At 64.3% G+C, this 17,851-nt stretch carries 13 protein-coding genes; 7 read left to right on the top strand and 6 right to left on the bottom strand.

Annotated elements, in window-relative coordinates; genetic code table 11:
* Positions 1-70: 70 nt before the first annotated feature.
* From flhA to RT460_RS00490, 5 genes are all read right to left on the bottom strand, one after another.
* Complete coding sequence (gene flhA / locus RT460_RS00510; protein ID WP_313316664.1) at positions 71-2,152, bottom strand: flagellar biosynthesis protein FlhA; 2,082 nt, start codon at positions 2,150-2,152, stop codon at positions 71-73.
* A gap of 17 nt (positions 2,153-2,169) precedes the next feature.
* On the bottom strand, positions 2,170-3,300 hold the full coding sequence (gene flhB / locus RT460_RS00505) for a flagellar biosynthesis protein FlhB (RefSeq protein WP_313316517.1): 1,131 nt from the start codon (positions 3,298-3,300) through the stop codon (positions 2,170-2,172).
* A gap of 353 nt (positions 3,301-3,653) precedes the next feature.
* Entirely contained in the window at positions 3,654-5,780 is a 2,127-nt protein-coding gene (locus RT460_RS00500) for an EAL domain-containing protein (RefSeq protein WP_313316516.1), read from the bottom strand.
* 167 nt (positions 5,781-5,947) lie between these two features.
* Complete coding sequence (fliR, locus tag RT460_RS00495; RefSeq protein WP_313316515.1) at positions 5,948-6,739, bottom strand: flagellar biosynthetic protein FliR; 792 nt, start codon at positions 6,737-6,739, stop codon at positions 5,948-5,950.
* 4 nt (positions 6,740-6,743) lie between these two features.
* Positions 6,744-7,013: a flagellar biosynthetic protein FliQ gene (locus RT460_RS00490; RefSeq protein ID WP_313316513.1), complete on the bottom strand. Its 270-nt coding sequence runs from the start codon at positions 7,011-7,013 to the stop codon at positions 6,744-6,746.
* A 375-nt stretch (positions 7,014-7,388) separates the two neighbouring features.
* Here RT460_RS00490 and RT460_RS00485 point away from each other — a divergent pair, with 375 nt between their 5' ends.
* The 5 genes from RT460_RS00485 (at position 7,389) to RT460_RS00465 (ending at position 13,611) form a co-directional block, all read left to right on the top strand.
* A complete protein-coding gene (locus RT460_RS00485; RefSeq protein WP_313316510.1) occupies positions 7,389-8,384 on the top strand; it encodes a ligase-associated DNA damage response exonuclease in 996 nt (331 codons plus the stop codon).
* Positions 8,384-9,988, top strand: coding sequence for an ATP-dependent DNA ligase (locus tag RT460_RS00480; protein WP_313316509.1), 1,605 nt, complete (start codon positions 8,384-8,386; stop codon positions 9,986-9,988). Before RT460_RS00485 ends, RT460_RS00480 begins: the two co-directional genes overlap by 1 nt.
* Positions 9,988-12,471, top strand: a complete 2,484-nt coding sequence (locus RT460_RS00475; protein ID WP_313316507.1) for a ligase-associated DNA damage response DEXH box helicase — start codon at positions 9,988-9,990, stop codon at positions 12,469-12,471. The genes RT460_RS00480 and RT460_RS00475 overlap by 1 nt, the downstream gene beginning before the upstream one ends.
* Positions 12,464-13,102 carry a ligase-associated DNA damage response endonuclease PdeM gene (gene pdeM / locus RT460_RS00470; RefSeq protein ID WP_313316505.1) on the top strand — a complete coding sequence of 213 codons (639 nt, stop codon included), beginning with the start codon at positions 12,464-12,466 and terminating at the stop codon, positions 13,100-13,102. Before RT460_RS00475 ends, pdeM begins: the two co-directional genes overlap by 8 nt.
* Positions 13,103-13,365: 263 nt before the next feature.
* Positions 13,366-13,611 (top strand): hypothetical protein, encoded by a 246-nt coding sequence (locus tag RT460_RS00465; protein ID WP_313316504.1) that lies wholly within the window; start codon positions 13,366-13,368, stop codon positions 13,609-13,611.
* 36 nt (positions 13,612-13,647) lie between these two features.
* On the opposite strand, the gene RT460_RS00460 is transcribed toward RT460_RS00465, so the two are convergent.
* Positions 13,648-14,808 (bottom strand): zinc-dependent alcohol dehydrogenase, encoded by a 1,161-nt coding sequence (locus RT460_RS00460; RefSeq protein ID WP_313316503.1) that lies wholly within the window; start codon positions 14,806-14,808, stop codon positions 13,648-13,650.
* A 139-nt stretch (positions 14,809-14,947) separates the two neighbouring features.
* Here RT460_RS00460 and RT460_RS00455 point away from each other — a divergent pair, with 139 nt between their 5' ends.
* Complete coding sequence (locus tag RT460_RS00455) at positions 14,948-17,332, top strand: catalase (protein WP_313316502.1); 2,385 nt, start codon at positions 14,948-14,950, stop codon at positions 17,330-17,332.
* A gap of 158 nt (positions 17,333-17,490) precedes the next feature.
* Positions 17,491-17,736 (top strand): hypothetical protein, encoded by a 246-nt coding sequence (locus tag RT460_RS00450; RefSeq protein ID WP_313316501.1) that lies wholly within the window; start codon positions 17,491-17,493, stop codon positions 17,734-17,736.
* Positions 17,737-17,851: the final 115 nt, after the last annotated feature.

Genomic DNA, 17,851 nt, shown 5'->3' with positions numbered 1-17,851 from the left:
TCCTTCGTGCGCGTTGTTGCGGGATCGGGTCGGGTGTCTGTTTTTTGTCGCGTCGCCGGTGGACCGTGCGTCAGCTGATCGTTCCGACCAGTTTCAGCCGCTTGTCTTCCGGCACCTCGCTGTAGGCCAGGACCGACAGCGACGGAACGCTGTGTCGGACCAGGCGCGCCAGCGCGGCGCGGACCGGTGCCGGTACCAGCACGACCGCGGGCTCGTTGCGGGCCTCCTGCTTGCCGACGCAATCGGCAAGACTTTGGTGGAGGCGTTCGGCGAGACCCGGTTCCAGTGCGGCACCATTGCCTTGCGTGGACTCCTGCAAGACCCGTTCCAATTGCGGGTTGAGGGTGAACACCGGCAGCTCCGGCGACATCCCGGCGATCTCCTGCACGATGAAGCGGCCGAGCGCGTTGCGGACCGCGGCGGTGAGCGCGGTGGGGTCCTGGGTGACTGCTGCGGTTTCGACCAGCGCCTCGGCGATCTTGCGCAACTGGCGTACCGGGATGCGTTCGACCAGCAGGTTCTGCAGCACGCGCGCAACCGTGGACAGCGGCAGTGCCTTGGGCGACAGGTCCTCGGCCAGCTTGGGGGCGGTCTTGGCCAGGTTGGCCAGCAGTTGCTGCACTTCTTCGTGGCCCAGCAGTTCCGGCGCGTGTTCGCGGATCAGGTGCGACAGGTGGGTGGCGACCACCGTGGCCGGGTCGACCACGGTATAGCCCAGTGATTCGGCCTGGGCGCGCTGATGCGGCTGGATCCAGGTGGCATCCAGGCCGAAAGCGGGGTCCTTGCCGGCGATACCGTCCAGCTTGCCCATCGCGCTGCCCGGGTCCAGGGCGAGCTCACGGTCAGGATGGATGTCGGCGGTGGCTACGGGTACGCCGTGTACCAGCAAGCGATAGCTGCTTGCCGGCAGCTCAAGGTTGTCGCGGATGTGGACCGGTGGAATCAGGAAGCCAAGGTCCTGGGTCAGCTTGCGCCGCACGCCCTTGATGCGCGCCATCAGTTCGCCGCCCTGGCTCTTGTCCACCAACGGAATCAGGCGGTAGCCAACTTCCAGCCCGAGCGGATCGACGGGGCGCAGTTCGTCCCAGCTCAGTTCGGCGGTTGGCGCTGGCTGTGGCTGGCCCAACGCGTTGAGCGGCGCATCGCCAGCCGCCGCCGCGGCCTTGCTGGCTTCCTTGGCGAGCTCACGTTTCCAGCATTTCCACGCCAGGAAGCCGAGTACGGCAGCCAGGCTGAGGAAGGCAAGATTGGGCATGCCCGGGACCAGACCGACCAGGCCGATGATGCCGGCGGCGATGGCCAGCGCGCGGTACTGGCCAAACACCTGGCCCATCATGGCCTGGCTCATGTCCTGCGCACGCGAAGCGCGGGTGACCAGCATGGCGACCGCGCTGGAAACCAACAGGGCGGGCAACTGCGCCACCAGGCCGTCACCGATCGAGAGCAGGGTGTAGGTGGCAGCGGCTTCACCGAACGGCATGCCATGCTGCATCACGCCAACGGCCAGGCCACCGAGCATATTGATGAACAGGATCAGGATGCCGGCGATGGCATCGCCGCGGATGAACTTGCTGGCGCCGTCCATCGCGCCGTAAAAGTCGGCTTCCTCCCGCACTTCCTCGCGACGCAGCTTGGCTTCCTCGCGCGTCAGCAAACCGGCGTTGAGGTCGGCGTCGATCGCCATCTGCTTGCCAGGCATGGCGTCCAGGATGAAGCGGGCGGTCACTTCTGAAACGCGCCCGGCACCCTTGGTGATCACCACGAAATTGATGATGGTCAGGATGGCGAAGACGACGATACCGACCGCGTAGTTGCCGCCAATGACGAACTCGCCAAATGCGGCGATCACCTTGCCGGCGGCCTCATGGCCATCCTGACCGTTGAGCAGGATGACGCGGGTGGATGCCACGTTCAATGCCAACCGCAGCATCGTGGTTATCAGCAGCACGATCGGGAAGATGGTGAAGTCCAGTGGCCGCTTCACGTAGACCACCGCCAGCAGCACCATCAGCGAGATCGCGATGTTGAGGCTGAACAACGCGTCCAGCACCGGCGGCGCCAATGGCACGACGACCATGGCCAGCAGGGCCAGCACGATCACCGGTGCGCCGATCCCCTGGCGCAGCATCTGCAGCAGGCGGCCTGCGGACATGCCTTGGGCTGCTGCGCTCATGGCTGGGCTCCCTTGGCAAATTCCTCGATCTCAAGCGAGGGCATCTGCGGCATGGGGCCGGTGCGCCATTGGCGCAGCTGATAGACGTAGGACAGGACCTGGGCGACAGCCGAATACAGTCTCACGGGGATTTCCTTGCCAAGTTGGCTTTCCCGATACAAGGCGCGTGCCAAAGGTGGGGCGGAGACGATGGCGACCTTGTTGCCGTCTGCGACCTGGCGGATGCGCAGGGCCAATTCATCCACGCCGCGCGCGACGACGGTGGGGGCATTCATGCGCCCACTTTCGTATTTCAGCGCCACGGCATAGTGGGTGGGATTGACCAGCACCACGTCGGCGTTGGGCACTGCTTCCATCATCCGGCGCTGCGACAGCTGCATCTGCATCTGTCGGATGCGGCCCTTCACCTCGGGGCTGCCTTCGCTTTCCTTCAGTTCCCGACGCAGCTCCTCGCGGGTCATCTTGAGCTTACGCAGCCAGTTCCACTTCTGGTAAGGCGCATCAATGGCAGCCAGCAGGGCCATGGCCCCGGCGGTGGCCAGCAGCAGCTTGAGGGTGAAACCCAGCCCGTCACCGATGGCCGTTTCCAGTGGCTGCTGCAACAGCGAGCGCAGCGCATGGACGCCTTGCCAGATGCAAAGGCCGGCGGCGGTGCCGACAAAAAGCACCCGCAGCAGGGATTTGACGAATTCGGCCAAGGCTTCGGCACCCACCAGGCGCTTGATCCCGGTCATCGGGTTCATCCGGTTCAGGTCTGGAACCAGCGCCTTGTTGGAGAAGCGCAGTCCGCCCATCAACACCGGTGCGATGAAACCGGCGGCCACGCAGACCAGCAGCAATGGACTGAAGGCCAGCATCAGCTTGAGCAGCGCCCAGCCGGCATGGCCGAACAAGGCACTGGGGGTTTCAATCAGGCCTGGGTCGGGGCGGAGTGCAGCCTTCATCCATTCCCGGGCAGCACTGCCCATGCTGCCGGACATGGCATACAGCGCCAGTACCGCCGCCACGAACACGGCGGCGGTGGCCAGTTCACGGGAACGCGGGATATTGCCCTGCTCGCGGGCTTCTCGCAGACGTTTTTCGGTGGGGAGTTCGGTTTTTTCCCCGGCCTGTTCGTTCTCGGACATTGCACGGCTTGGATGAAGGGCTCATCCGGGCCGTGCAAGAACCGTTCCAGAGCCACAGCGCACCGCCCATGTAGTGCCGAGCCATGCTCGGCAAGGGGCCTTCCCAGCCAGCGCCCATGTAGTGCCGAGCCATGCTCGGCAAGAGGCCTTCCCAGCCAGCGCCCCTGTAGTGCCGAGCCATGCTCGGCAAGAGGCCTTCCCAGCCAACCCCCAAGTAGTGCCGAGCCATGCTCGGCAAGGGGCCGTCCCAGCCACCCCCCGTGTAGTGCCGAGCCATGCTCGGCAAGGCGTCGTCCCCCGCCAAACGCATGCCGAGCATGGCTCGGCGCTACATGTGTTTGACTTTGCGGCTACTAGGACTCGTCGGTAGCGTTCTGCAGCGAGGCCATCCGCGCGTCCAATGCGGCATGGCGCGCGTCGCCACCGTGCAGGCGCATGAAGTTTTCCGCACTGACGGGTCGGCCAAGCAGGAAGCCCTGCAGGTGGTCGCAGCCCAGCCGTTCGACATAGGAGCGCTGCCCGGGAGTTTCGATACCTTCGGCAACGACCTGCATGTTCAGCGCATGGGCCAGCGCGACGATGGCTGAAACAATCACCACATCCTCATCGCTTTCCTCAAGCGAGGCCACAAAGGCGCGATCGATCTTGAGTTCGGTCGCCGGCAACCGCTTCAGGTGCAGCAGGCTCGAAAAGCCGGTGCCGAAATCGTCGATCGAGATGCCCACACCCAAGCCCGCCAAACTACGCAGCACTGCGATCGTGTTCTCGGTATCACGCATGACCGCGCCTTCGCTGATCTCCAGGATCAGGCGGGACGGCGCCAGCTCACTGCGCTCCAGCGACCGACGGACATCGTCCAGCAATGCCTGCGCACCCAGCTGCCGGCCCGAAAGATTGACCGAGATGCGCCAGTCGCCGTTGCCTGCATCCTGCCAGCTACGCATCTGCAGGCAGGCCTCGTCCAGAACCCAGGCGCCCAGGGTCTCGATCAGGCCACTTTGCTCGGTCAGGCGGATGATGCGTTCGCTGGGGATCAGCCCGTGCTCGGGGTGACGCCAGCGGATCAATGCTTCGGCGCCGCTGATGCGGCCAGTGTTGGCGTGCACCCGCGGCTGGTAGTGCAGGAACAACTGCGGGCCGCCCAGGGCCTTGCGCAGGTCCTCGACCAGGCGGGCGTCCTGTTCGGCACTGTCGTTCATCCAGTCCGCGAACACCACGTGGCTGTTGCGGCCGGACTGTTTGGCGCAGCGCATGGCGGTTTCCGCCATTGCCACCAGCTGCGGTGCGGACACCGTCGCACCTTCGTTGCTGGCCACCCCCAGGCTGCCGGTCATGCGCATGTCGCGACCGGCTATCCGCACGGAATTGACGGCCAGGATGATGCGCTCTGCCTGCGCGTCGATGTCCGTGGTCCTGGACAGCGGGCTGGCGATGACAAACTGGTCACCGCCCATGCGGCCCACCAGGTCTTCGGCTGGCAACAGCTGGCGCAGGCGTTCGCTGATCTCGACCAGCACGGCATCGCCGGTCTGGGTGCCGAACGTGCCGTTGATGTGGCGGAAGCCATCCATGTCGATCGACATCACCACGAACGGTTCGCCGGCCTCGATCATCTGGGTGATGCGATCGTGCACCAGTTGGCGATTGGGCAGGCGGGTCAGGGCGTCATGTTGGCTGGCGTGGAACAGCTCCTTGCGCGCATCGTCCAGCGACGCGGCCAGCATCGAGTTGCGCAGGTGCAACAGCCTTGCCTGCATACGCTGTTCAAACAGCGAAATGGTCAGCACCACCCCCATCACGCCGACCGTCAGCAGTACCACGCAGGCCGCCAGCCATTCGGTGGGAATGCCGCCACTACGGGCGGCGCCGCAGACGGCCCCCTCGGGGAAGCGCGCGGCCGCCATGCCGGTGTAATGCATGCCTACGATGGCCAGGCCCATAACCGCCGAGGCAATCAGCCGCGGTGGCAGTGCATATTCGGCGGTGCGCAGGCGGAAGGCGATGTACAGCGCGCTCCAGGAGGCGGCCACCGCGATGACAATGGAAAGTGCGAACCAGCGGTGGTCGTAGTCGATATCCGGCTGCATGCGCAGTGCGGCCATGCCGACGTAATGCATCCAGGCGATGCCCAGCCCCATCAGCAGGGCGCCCAGTGCCAGGCGCAGGTGCGGCAGGGTGGGGCGCGATACCAGCCAGAGCGCAAACAGCGATGCGCCGATGGCAACCAGCAATGACTGCACCGTCAGCCAGAGGTCGTAGCCCAATGGGATCGGCAGGCGGAAGGCAAGCATGCCGACGAAATGCATGGACCAGATACCTGCGCCCATCGCCACGCCGCCGGCAATCAGCCAGCGTGCAGCCGTGCGTCGCGGTTGCGTGGCTGTAACCCGCGAGGCCATGTCCAATGCCGTGAAAGAGGCGAGGATGGCAACCAGGATGGACAGAACCACAAACAGCGGGTTGTAGCTGCCTTCAAGCATCAAACCCCTCCTTTTGGTGTTCGCTCCACGAACGCGGTAGCGAAGTGCCGTGCGGCTTTCTGTCCCCTGCCGCCCATGGCTACTGTAGGACTATCCTCGGGTAACAGTTTGGCAGCAAGAGGGCTGTCGACGAATGCAACCGCTGCGACGCCGAGCTGTGCCGGGCGTCACATTGTCACTTGACGGGCTGCATCAAATGCCTGATCGAACAGGCGCTGCACGGGAGCCCCCATTTCCCCCGCAAGCAGGGTCAACAACGCCATGCCCAATAACAGCGCGACTGGCAGGCCCAACTGCATCGGGTTGAGTGCGGGGGCGGCGCGCGCCAGCACACCAAATGCGAGGTTGATCGCCAGCATGGCCACCACCAGCGGCAGCGCAAGGGAAAGCGCACCACGGAAAATCTGCAAGGCCAGCGTAGGTGCCAATGCCAGCATGGCGTGCGGGTCGGGTAGGGCGGTGCCGATGGGGAGCGCCTTGTAGCTGTCCACCAGCAGCGAAATGAGCGCCAGGTGGCCGTTGCCGGCAAAAAAGAGCAAGCCGAACATCAGGTAGAACCATTGGCCGATCACGCCCGAGCTACCGCCACGCATGGGATCGGCCATCTGGGCGAAGGCCAGGCCGGTGCTTTGCGCGATCATTTCGCCGGCCATGGCGCCGGCTTCGAAGATCAAGCGTAAGAGAAAGCCGATACTCACCCCAACCGCGAGCTCGCGCAGGATGCTGAGCACGATGGTCGAGTTGAAGCCCTCGAACAGTGGCACCGGCGGCAGCACGGGTGCCAATGCCACGGCCAGCGCGATCGCCAGCATCGCCCGCACCCGCGCCGGCACGGCATGGGTGCCGACCATCGGCATCGCCATCAGCATGGCGCCGATACGCAGCATCACCCACAAGGTGGTGCCGATGATGGCGAAGGCCTGCTGGCCGTCGATGGCCATCCGGGTAACGGCGTCCATCCGGCTAACCGATCAGATGCGGTATGCGCTGGAACAGCAGGATGGTGAATTCGACCAGATGGCCCAGCAGCAGGCTGCCAAGCGCGAACAGCGCGGCAGTCAACGCGCCGGCCTTGGCCACGAAGGCAATAGTGGGCTCGTTGAGCTGGGTGGCTGCCTGGATGATGCCGACGACTACGCCGACGACAAGGACAACCAGCAACAAGGGGCCGGCAACCCACAAGGTGGCTACCAGGCCTCCACGCAGTTCGGTCAGGGCAAGTTCGGGGCTCATGGCCCAGCAGATGCAAGAGCGGTGCCAGTCCACCGGCGCCGGTTTTCCGCCGCCCGGCAGGGGGAGGGTGCGCATGCCGGAACGCGCCCCGGCCCCGCTTGCAGCTGGGCGGGGCTCAGCTTGCGCGGCTGGCCCGGTAGTGCTCGCCGCTGGCGTGCAGGCCCGCCAGCGCGAAACAGGGAAGGACGACGGGGTATCCATGAATGAGCCAGTCCCGATACAGGGCGAATCGGGTGCCCGGCAGGCGCGGTCCGGCCATGTGCCAGCAACGTGTTTCCCGGGATACGGCATCGACATTCCGTTAATGGGAGCCCACGGTCCCTACACGTGCGTCGTGACATGGTCTGGTCATCGATTCGCGTAGGAAGGCAGCGGATGAGTGGTGACCTGGTCGTATTGCGGCCCGAAGGCATGTACTGCCCCGCCGGTGACTTCTACATCGATCCTGGCAGGCCGGTGGCGCGGGCGGTGATCACCCACGGTCACGGCGATCACGCGCGCGTTGGCATGGGCTGTTACCACCTCAGCGATGCCAGCCTGCCCATCCTGGAGTGGCGTCTTGGTGCGCAGCGCTATGTCTGCCATGCCTATGGTGAGCCTTTCAGGTTGGGCGCGGCGACCGTATCCCTGTATCCGGCGGGGCATGTGCTGGGATCGGCACAGGTGAGGATCGAGGTCGACGGGCAGGTCTGGGTCGCATCGGGCGACTACAAGCGCCAGCCCGATCCCACCTGCGAAGCCTTCGAGCCGGTGCGCTGTGACACCTTCATCACCGAATGCACGTTCGGGCTGCCGATCTATCGCTGGCCCGATACGCCATCCGTTGTTGCCGAGATCGCCGCATGGCGTGACGAATGCGGAACGCAGGGAGAGGCCGCCATCCTTTATTGCTACGCCCTGGGCAAGGCGCAGCGTGTGCTTGCCGAACTGCTTGCGCTGGGCGAGACCGCGCCGGTTTGGCTGCACGGTGCGGTCGATAACGGGGTGCAGGTCTACCGGGGCGCCGGCATCGCCATGATTGAAACCCAGCGCGTGGCCGACGAAGCGCGGGGCGCGGACTTCGCCGGCCGCCTCATCATCGCACCGCCGTCTGCGGCAGGCAGCAGTTGGTTGCGACGGTTCCGCCGGGCACAGCAAGGCTTCGCCTCCGGGTGGATGCAATTGCGCGGCAACCGCCGTCGGGGCAACTACGATCGTGGCTTCGTGCTGTCCGATCATGCGGATTGGCCGGCATTGCTGCAGACGGTAAGACAATCCGGAGCGCAGCGCGTGGTGGCTACCCATGGCAATACCGATGCGCTGGTACGCACGCTCAACGAGGGCGGGCTACACGCCACCACCTTTGCCTTGCTGCGGGGCGAGGAGGACTGATGCGGGCGTTCGCCGCGTTGTACCAGCGACTGGACCGCAGCACGTCGCTGTTGGAAAAGCGTGCCGCTTTGGTCGACTACTTCCGTCACGTGCCCGCCGAAGATGCGGTCTGGGCGCTGTGGTTGCTGACCGGCGGAAAGGTGGGCGGCGCCAAGGCGCGCATCGCAAACAGCAGCGAGCTGCGCCAATGGGTGGCGCAGGAGAGCGGGCTGCCCGATTGGTTGGTTGAGGCCAGCTACGACCAGGTGGGTGACCTGGCGGAAACGCTGGCGCTGCTGTTGGATGATTCGCCCGATGCAGCGGAGGACGTCGGTCTTGCGCAATGGATCCAGCAGCGCTTGCTGCCTGTGGCCAATGCGCCGCCGGAGCAGCGCCGGGCGGTGATCGTCGCGGCCTGGCGGCAACTGCCGATGCGCGAGCGCTTCGTGTTCAACAAACTGCTGACCGGCGCATTGCGGGTTGGGGTATCGCAGGGTTTGGTGCAGAAAGCCTTATCGGAGCTCTCGGGACTGGACGTGTCGGTATTGGCACAGCGCATGCTCGGCTTCACCTCACCCACGCCGGGCTTCATGCAGACCTTGCTGGCACAGGGGCCGCAACCGGGGGACACGGCCTTGCCGTATCCGTTCTTCCTGGCGTCGGCGTTGGAGGGCGATCCGGCGGCATTAGGCGCAATCGATGACTGGTTGCTGGAATGGAAGTGGGATGGCATCCGCGTGCAGCTGATCCGCCGTGGCAACGATATCGTGTTGTGGTCGCGTGGCGAGGAACGCATGGATGGGCGCTTCCCGGAGATCGAGGCTGATCTGGCCCGGCTCGCCCACGATGCCGTGATTGATGGCGAACTGCTGGCCTGGCGTAGCGAAGACGAGAAGCCGCTGCCATTCACCGCGCTGCAGACGCGCATACAACGGCGCAAGCCCGGGCCCAAGGTGCTGGCGCAGACGCCGGTGCGGGTGCTGGCCTATGACCTGCTGGAGCTCGACGGCCACGATCTGCGTGGACAGGACCTACAGCAGCGCCGGCAGCAGCTGGCCAACCTGCTCAAGGCCCACGACTCGCCGCTACTGCAGCTGTCGCCGCAGGTGCAGCTGGCGGATTGGCAGGCCGCCGCCGCACTGCGCAACGAGGCAAGGCAGCGCGGGGTCGAGGGCTTCATGCTGAAGCGCCGCCAATCACCTTATCGACATGGGCGAAAACGTGGTGATTGGTGGAAGTGGAAAGTTGATCCGCTCACCATCGACGCAGTGATGCTCTACGCGCAAAGCGGTCACGGGCGCCGCAGCACCTTGTATACCGACTACACCTTCGGTGTCTGGGATGGCGACAAGCTGGTGCCGATCGCCAAGGCGTACTCGGGGCTGGACGACAAGGAAATCACCGAACTTGACCGCTGGATACGCGCCCACACCACCGAGCGTTTCGGCCCGGTGCGGGCGGTCGAACCGCAGCAGGTATTCGAGCTGGGTTTCGAGGCAGTCAACCTCTCGGCGCGGCACAAGTCCGGGGTGGCCGTACGCTTTCCACGCATCCTGCGCTGGCGGCGGGACAAGCCCGCCAGCGAAGCCGATGTGCTGGAGACCCTGCGCAAGGTGGCGCAGTGATGGCCGGACGCGCTGCCGGGGTCAAGCGCTTCGAGCAGGCACTGACCGAGTGGTTTGCACTACGCGGGTGGAAGCCCGCCCCGTTCCAGCGGGAAGTGTGGCGACGTTACCGCGATGGTCAGTCCGGTCTGCTGGTCACACCCACTGGCAGCGGCAAGACCCTGGCGATGATCGGCGGCCCCTTGCTGCAGGCACTGGCGGAGCTGCCGCCGCCGCCGACCAAGCCTGCGAAACGGCGCAACCCCGGCACCGCGCGCGCGCGGGTGCTGTGGATTACGCCCTTGCGTGCGCTGGCCAGTGACACCGTGCGCGCCCTGCACGAACCCATCGACGGGCTGGGCTTGCCGTGGACGGTGGCCATGCGCACCGGTGACGCCAGCGCCCGCGACAAGCGCCTGGCCCGGCAAGGGAAGGCGGACGTGCTGGTGATCACGCCCGAATCCTTGGCGCTGCTGTTGAGCTACCCCGACACCCAGGCGCAACTTGCATCGCTGCAGGCCATCGTCGTCGACGAATGGCACGCGCTGCTGGACAACAAACGCGGGGTGCTGCTGCAGCTGTGCCTGGCAAGGCTGCGCGGCTGGTTGCCGGCGGTGCGCATCTGGGGCTTGTCGGCGACCTTGGGCAACCTTGAGCAGGCACGGCAGGTGCTGCTGCCGCATCTGGCCGATACCGCGCTGATACGTGCAGCCACGCCGCGCGGCTTGCACATGAAGACGCTGCTGCCACAGCAGGGCGAGCGTTTTCCTTGGGCGGGCCATCTTGGCCTGTCGCAGATGCAGGCGGTGGTGGAGCAGATCGCGCAGGCCCGCACGACCCTGCTGTTCACCAATACCCGGGCCCAGGCCGAGCTGTGGTACGAGGCGCTGCAAGCGGTGTGGCTGGAGAACGCGGAAGCGCTGGCGCTGCACCATGGCTCACTGGATCCCACGTTGCGGCGGCTGGTGGAGCAGGGGCTGCGCGAAGACCGTATCCGTTGCGTGGTGGCGACCTCCAGCCTGGACCTTGGTGTTGATTTCCCGACCGTGGACCAGGTGATCCAACTGGGCAGTCCCAAGGGCATGGCACGTTTGCTGCAACGCGCTGGACGGGCGCGGCATCGGCCGGGGCAGGCCGGCGACATCATCTGCGTGCCCACCCATGCGCTGGAGCTGGCCGAGTATGCAGCAGCACGGCAGGCGCTGCGTGCGGGCGAGGTGGAGTCGCGGCAGCCGTTGACCTTGTCGCTGGATGTGCTTGCCCAGCATTGCGTAACGCTGGCCCTGGCCGGTGGTTTCGATGCAGACCAGTTGCTTGCGCAGGTGCGCACCACCCATGCCTATGCGGACCTGTCCGCCGAAGATTGGACGCAGGTGTTGCAGTTCATCACCCAGGGCGGCAACGCCCTTCAGCACTACCCGGAATTCTGTCGCGTCAGTCGCGACGAGGAAGGGGTCTACAAGGTCACCGAACGTCGGGTGGCGTTCCGCCACCGGCTGTCGATCGGCACCATCACCAGCGACGGTGCGCTGTTGGTGCGGATGGCGCGGGGGGGGGCACTGGGCAGTGTCGAAGAAAGCTTTCTGTCGCGCCTGCGCCCGGGTGATGTATTCCAGTTCGCGGGTCGCACCCTGCGTTTGCTGCGATTGCAGGACATGACCGCGTACGTGCGGCCTGCCAAGCAAGGCAGCGGTGTGGTGCCGCGGTGGCAGGGAGGGCGCATGCCGATGTCCACGGACCTGGCCGCACATGTTGCGCAGGTGCTGGCCGACCCGCCGGCTACGCCCGAACTGAGGGCGTTGCGTCCCTTGCTGGCGTTGCAGTCCAAGCTGTCCGCATTGCCTGCACAGGGACAGCTGCTGGCCGAGTGGCTGAAGACGCGTGACGGCTGGCATCTGTTCCTGTACCCATTCGCCGGCCGTGCCGTTCACGAAGGCCTGGCAGCGGTGCTGTCGCTGCGCTGGAGTCAACGCGTTGCCAGCACCTTCGGCTTTTCGGTGAACGACTATGGCCTGGCCATCTCGACGACATCCGCATTGGAACTGGACGAACAGACACTAGCTGCCATGTTGTCCCCGGAAGCGCTGCTGCGCGATCTGCGCGCGGCGGTGAACATGAGCGAGCTGGCACGGCGCCAGTTCCGCGAGATCGCGCGCGTAGCCGGGCTGTTGCCACCCTCGTTGCCAGGCCGCGCATTGCGCAGTCTCCGCCAGCTACAGGCGTCCAGCAGTCTGCTCTACGACGTTCTACGCCAATATGACCCAGGCCATATCCTTCTGCGTCAGGCCGAGCGTGAGGTGCTGGAGCAACGCTTGGACGTGGCCACCTTGCAGCGCGTTGTGCACGAATGCGCGGGTCGCCAGCTGCTGCTGACCCGGCCGCGAACGCTGACGCCACTGTCTTTTCCCCTGTGGGCCGAATCCCGGCGTGGCAGCTTGAGCAGCGAGGACTGGAAACAGCGGGTGCAACGCGCGGCACAGCGCCTGGAGCAACGCCATGGCTGAAAGCCTGCAGCTGCTGCTGGGCGGTGAGCCGATGATCTTGTTGGCCGACAGGGCGCTCTACTGGCCTGCACGGCAAAGGCTGATCGTGGCCGACCTGCACCTGGGCAAGGGCGCGGTGATGCGCCGGGCCGGCATCGCGGTTCCGAGCGGTGGCACGCGTGCCGACCTGGCCCGTTTGGCCGGCTTGCTGGATATGACCGCGGCGGCTTCACTGTGGATACTGGGCGACTTTCTGCACGGCCAGCGCTCAGCTGCCAGTGATGCCGCTTGGCAGGCATTCCGCCAGGCGCATGGGCAGGTTAACGTGTGCGTGGTGCCAGGCAACCACGACCGGGCGTTGGATGCTGATGTTGCGGGGGCGCGGTTGATTGCGGACGGCACGCATGAAGGCCCTTTCGTATTCCGCCATGCGCCTGCGACACGCGCTGGTGCATCAGGGCATGTGCTTTGCGGCCATCTGCACCCTGTACTGAAGTTGCCTGCATTGCCAGCGCACCCCTTGTTCTGGATCGGCCAGGAGCGCACCGTGTTGCCGGCATTCTCCCTGTTCACCGGTGGTCTTCGAGTGGACTATCGGCAAGCGCGAGGCAGCGTGCTCTGCAACGGACGCGAGCTTGTGCAGCTTGATTGACTGCGCGCAGTGGCGGATGCCCGAGGGTCGCGGGTAGCGCTGCGGCTTCGGCTCGCGGAAGCTTGCGAACGATGAATGGAGACTCAGCGCTTTGGCCTGCATTGGTGTCACGGCGCGAATGCTGGAAAGCGGTCGGGTTTTTTTGCAGGCAATCACAAAACACGGCTTTTCCCGGTGATTTTGGCCCGATCTTCACATCCCCGGTCCTATATACGATCTGCCGGAAGAAGGGGGCAACATCAGGAGACTAGGCTGTGAAAAGCATGAAACTCTATCTGGAAGGGCCCGGGCGCGAGCGACGTCCCGTCAAGGTCGTTTCGACGGAGCAACGAAGCTTGAGAACCGTGCTGGACATCCCGGGCAAACGCCCCGGCGGCGGGATGGATCGCATGGTCGAGGTGAATACCTTGATGGATGAAGAGGGAAACCTTGCACAGCAGATTGATTGCGAGGGCTTCAGGTACCGGTTCAACGGGTCTGGCTTGCCTTGGTCGTTGATCGTCGGTTGATTCTGGCCGGCCCCCGCAAGGGGGCCCGCTTCGTTGTCATGGCGTCAGTACAACCTTGCGGCATTCCTCCAGGCGCTGATCGAAAATCTCGTATGCGCGGGCCGCATCGGCCAGTTTCATTCGGTGGGAGATGATCATCTCGGGGGACAGCTGGCCTTCGCCGATAGCCTCCAGCAATTCCGGCATCAGGCCCTGTACATGGGTCTGCCCCATCTTGAAAGTCAGGCCCTTGTCGAAGGCATCTCCGAACAGGAAGCCGTGGATGAATCCGGCGTAGACGCCGGGTACGCTGACCGTGCCGCACCGGCGGGTTGCGGCAATGCATTGTCGAAGCGCCTTGCCGCTGGACCCCTCCAGCTTCAAGGCAGTCAACAACGTCTCGGTGGCACTGCCTTTGGCTTCGAACCCGACCGCGTCGATACTGGCATCTACCCCGCGACCTGCAGTGGACTCGATGATTACTTCGGCGGCATCAACCTCGTCGAAGTTGACCGGGATGGCCCCGTAACTTGCCTGGGCAAACGCCAGGCGGTAAGCGTTGTGATCCACCATGAATATCGTTTCGGCACCGAGCATGCGCGCGCACGCCGCTGCCATGCAGCCAACCGGGCCTGCGCCGAAGATCGCCAGGGTCGAGCCGGGCTTCACGCCAGCGTTGACCACGGCCTGATAGCCGGTAGGCAGGATGTCGGACAGGAACAGGACCTGTTCATCGCTCAGGATGGACGGGATCGGCAACGGCCCCACATTTGCCTTGGGTACCCGCACCAGCTCTGCCTGGCCACCGGCTACGCCGCCATAGAGATGGCTGTAGCCGAACAAGGCTGCCGGCGGTTTGATGCCCTTGCGGTTGAGCGAGGCGCCCGGGCCGCTGTTGGTGGTCTCGCAGGCGGAGTACTCGCTCAACAGGCAATGGAAGCAGTGGCCACAGGCAATCACGAACGGGATGACCACGCGATCACCGGGTTTGACCCGGGTCACGTCCTTGCCGACCTCTTCGACGATGCCCATGAACTCATGACCAAGCACATCGCCGTTCTGCATGCCGGGGATTTTGCCGTGGAAGATATGCAGGTCCGAACCACAGATCGCGGTGGCCGTCACACGCAGGATCATGTCATCGGGCGCCACAAGCATGGGATCGGGTACGGTCTCTACGCTTACCTGGTTGGCGCTCTGGTAGGTGAGGGCTTTCATCGGAATCCTTTGGCTTGGGCGGAGCTCCGAACCTGCACGCTTGGCGGTCAACTCATCGTGAGCCAGACGCGCATATGGATCACACCTGTTTCACCGCTGCTGACTAAGGTGAGAAATTCCTCCACAAGGGAATCCAACGATGGCCAGCAAGCGAAAAACAGCAAGCAGCGCTCCCGCCGAAGCATCCGCAGCGCGCTCGGACAGCGGCCCGGCAGACCCGGGCTCGCGTACGCCGCTGCGTGAGGTGGACAGCATCGCGGCACAGGTGAATGCGTGGTCCTCGCAGCGGCCATACAATACTCAGAAAGCAGCCGAACATGGCCGCGAAGGCGCCATCACGCCACCCGAAGGCGAACATGCGCAGGCGCCATCCACCGCAGCGGGTGGCAGCACCACCAGCGAAGCCAATATCACCGACAAGTCAGGCCTGGCCGCCGCTCCCGGCCAGGATGCGACCACGGGCCCGTTGTCGCGGGTTCGCAACGACGCGATGGCACAGCGGCTTACCACCAACCAGGGCGTTCCTGTCGCTGACAATCAGAACAGCCTGAAGGCAGGTTTGCGTGGGCCGGCGCTGCTGAAGGATTTCATCCTTCGGGAGAAGATCACCCATTTCGACCACGAGCGGATTCCAGAGCGCATCGTGCACGCACGAGGATCCGGGGCGCATGGTTACTTCGAGGCTTATGAGGATCTGTCCGAGCTCACCCGTGCCGCGCCATTCCAACAGGCAGGCAAGATAACCCCGGTGTTCGCCCGGTTTTCAACCGTGGCTGGTGAGCGCGGGTCCAAGGACACGGCCCGAGATGTGCGCGGCTTTGCCGTCAAGTTCTACACCGACGAGGGAAACTGGGATCTGGTTGGCAACAACATGCCAGTGTTCTTCATCCAGGATGCGATGAAGTTCCCCGACCTGGTGCATGGGGTAAAGCCGGAGCCGCACCATGGGATGCCGCAGGCTGCTTCCGCGCACGATACCTTCTGGGATTTCGTGTCGCTGATGCCCGAATCCACGCATATGTTGCTGTGGCAGATGTCCGACCGGGCGATTCCCCGAAGTTACCGAATGATGCAAGGCTTCGGCGTGCACACCTTCCGGTTGGTGAATGCGCAAGGGCAGTCGGTGTTCTGCAAGTTCCATTGGACGCCCAAGCTGGGCACCCATTCGCTGGTGTGGGACGAGGCGGTCAAGATTTCAGGCGCCGACCCTGACTTCCATCGGCGGGACCTGTGGGAAGCCATCGAAGCCGGCGAGTACCCGGAGTACGAGCTTGGCATCCAGGTATTCACCGAAGAACAGGCCGACCGCTTCAGCTTCGATGTGCTTGATTCCACCAAGCTTGTGCCCGAGGAGCTGGTTCCGGTCCAGGCCATTGGGCGCATGGTACTGAACCGAAACCCCGACAATTTCTTCGCCGAAACCGAGCAGGCCGCGTTCTGCGCTGCGCATGTGATCCCGGGCATTGATTTCAGCAACGACCCATTGCTGGCCGGGCGTATCCATTCCTACGTCGACACGCAGATCAGTCGGCTGGGCGGCCCCAATTTCCATGAGATACCCATCAATGCACCTGTGGCCAGCGTGCACAACAACCAGCGCGACGGAATGCATCGCCAGGCCGTGCACCGGGGCAGGGTTTCGTACGAGCCCAACTCGCTGGGCGGTGGTTGTCCCTTCCAGGCGGGGGGCGCCGGGTTCACCTCGTTTGCCGAGCCACCGGCAGGGGATGAGGTAAGGGCAAAGCCCGAGAAATTCGCCGAGCACTTCGCGCAGGCGACATTGTTCTACAACAGCCAGACGCCAGCCGAGCAGCGTCATATCGCCGATGGCTTCCGCTTCGAACTCAGCAAGGTCACCGTGCCGGCCATCCGCACGCGCGTGGTGTCCATGTTGCGCAATGTATCCGATGCGCTCGCCGAAACAGTTGCTGCCGGTCTCGGCATGCCATTACCCGACGCCATGCCGCGGGCATTCGAGGGCAAGCTGAAAGAGGAAGTAAAGCAGTCGTCCGCTCTCTCATTGATGGCACGTCCCGGTGAACGAGGCATACGCAGTCGCAAGGTCGCGCTGCTGATCGCTGCCGGCAGTCGCAAGGCAGAGGTGGACGCACTGGCCGCGGCATTGGTTGCCGAGGGTGCTGTAGTGCGGCTGCTGGGTCCGCATGTGGGCGAGATCATTTCCGAAGAGGGCAGCTATCTTGATGCCGACGCCTCGCTGGAAAACGAACCTGGCGTCCTGTTCGATGCCCTGGCTGTGACCTCAGGCAAGCCTTCCGCCTTGACGTTGTCAGCTGACGTGAGGGCTCTGGAGCATGTGCGTGATGCGTATCGGCACGGCAAACCGCTTTTGTTTGTGGGCGAAGGTCGGCAGGTCTTCAAGAGTGCCGGCATCGATCACCTGGCGAAAGATCCTTTGCTGGTACAGGGCGCCACGCTAGACGGCCCCATCATCAGGTCGTTCGTAAAGGCGATGGCAGCGCATCGCAACCCCGAACGCGAATTGCTGATGCAGCCCCAAAAGTAGGAAGTTCCACGGGGCCGGATAAATCCGGCCCCGTAATGATTGGAAGTGAACGTTGAGGAGGTGCTGGACCATAAACGCGGACCAGTTCCGAATTCAGCAATCCACATGGTGTATACCGAATGAGCTGGTACAGGGTGGATCCGTGAAGGAGAAGTATCTTGAACGGATTGAATATGTTCCTGGAAGGTCCGGGACTGGAGCGCCGGGCGGTGCGGTTGCTGCGCACCGAACGGGTACCGCTTGATACCTTGCTGCGTCATGCAACGAGCAAGGCAGCGGTGGCGCTGGTCGATCTCCACATAATGGTTGATGCTCTCGGCAATGTTGCCACGCAGGTTGATCATGAAGGCCTGCGCTACCGTTTTCCCGAATCCAATGCTCCATGGGCATTGATGGTGGGTTGATACCCGCATACAGCACTTGATACCGCAGCTGGCGAAGCCTTAGAGGAAACTGGCTCGAACATCGGTCGGGGCCTGTTCTTCTCTATCACGGCAGTGCATCCCGGCCACGCACCCG

The organism is Stenotrophomonas sp., assembly GCF_032061965.1.
Lineage (GTDB): Bacteria > Pseudomonadota > Gammaproteobacteria > Xanthomonadales > Xanthomonadaceae > Stenotrophomonas.
Note: the sequence above shows the minus strand (reverse complement) of the source record. Positions and strands in the feature narration are given on the sequence as shown.